Origin of the sequence: Corallococcus sicarius (genome assembly GCF_003611735.1) — a bacterium.
Lineage (GTDB): Bacteria > Myxococcota > Myxococcia > Myxococcales > Myxococcaceae > Corallococcus > Corallococcus sicarius.
Map to the genome: position 1 here is coordinate 1 of NZ_RAWG01000765.1, position 423 is coordinate 423.

The 423-nt window shown below is 61.2% G+C and carries 1 protein-coding gene; it reads right to left on the reverse strand.

Annotation, left to right across the window (positions count from 1 at the left end):
* Positions 1-227 (reverse strand): cation transporter (locus D7X12_RS42040; protein ID WP_208719656.1); only part of this gene is annotated, 227 nt, incomplete at its 3' end.
* Between the last annotated feature and the right edge of the window lie 196 nt (positions 228-423).

The window sequence follows — 423 nt, forward strand, 5'->3', positions numbered from 1 at the left end:
ACGCGGTTGTCCGCCAGTGGCGCATCGGCTAGCGTTGCCTTGTAGCCCAGTCCGGCCACGGCGGCAGTCAGCGCGTCCGGCGATGTGCCCGGCACGATGGCGAGTTGCGCTGTGCCCTTCGGATAGGACACCAGCGCCGACTGCACGCCTGGCACTTTTTCCAGCGCTTCCTTGACGTGCGCCGCGCACGAGTCGCAAGTCATGCCGGTGATTTTTAGATGGGTCATGCAACAGATCCTTTATCGTTTGTGGCGCCAGACAATGACGTCCGTTGTGCTGCGGTGCCGTTTTCAGTGACTCACTGCTTGACGCTGGACGGATAGCCCGCGTCTGCGGTTGCCTTGGTCAGCTTCTGCACGCTGGTCTTGGCATCGTCGAAGGTGACGACCGCTTGGCGTGTCTCGAAAGTCACGTCAACTTTGC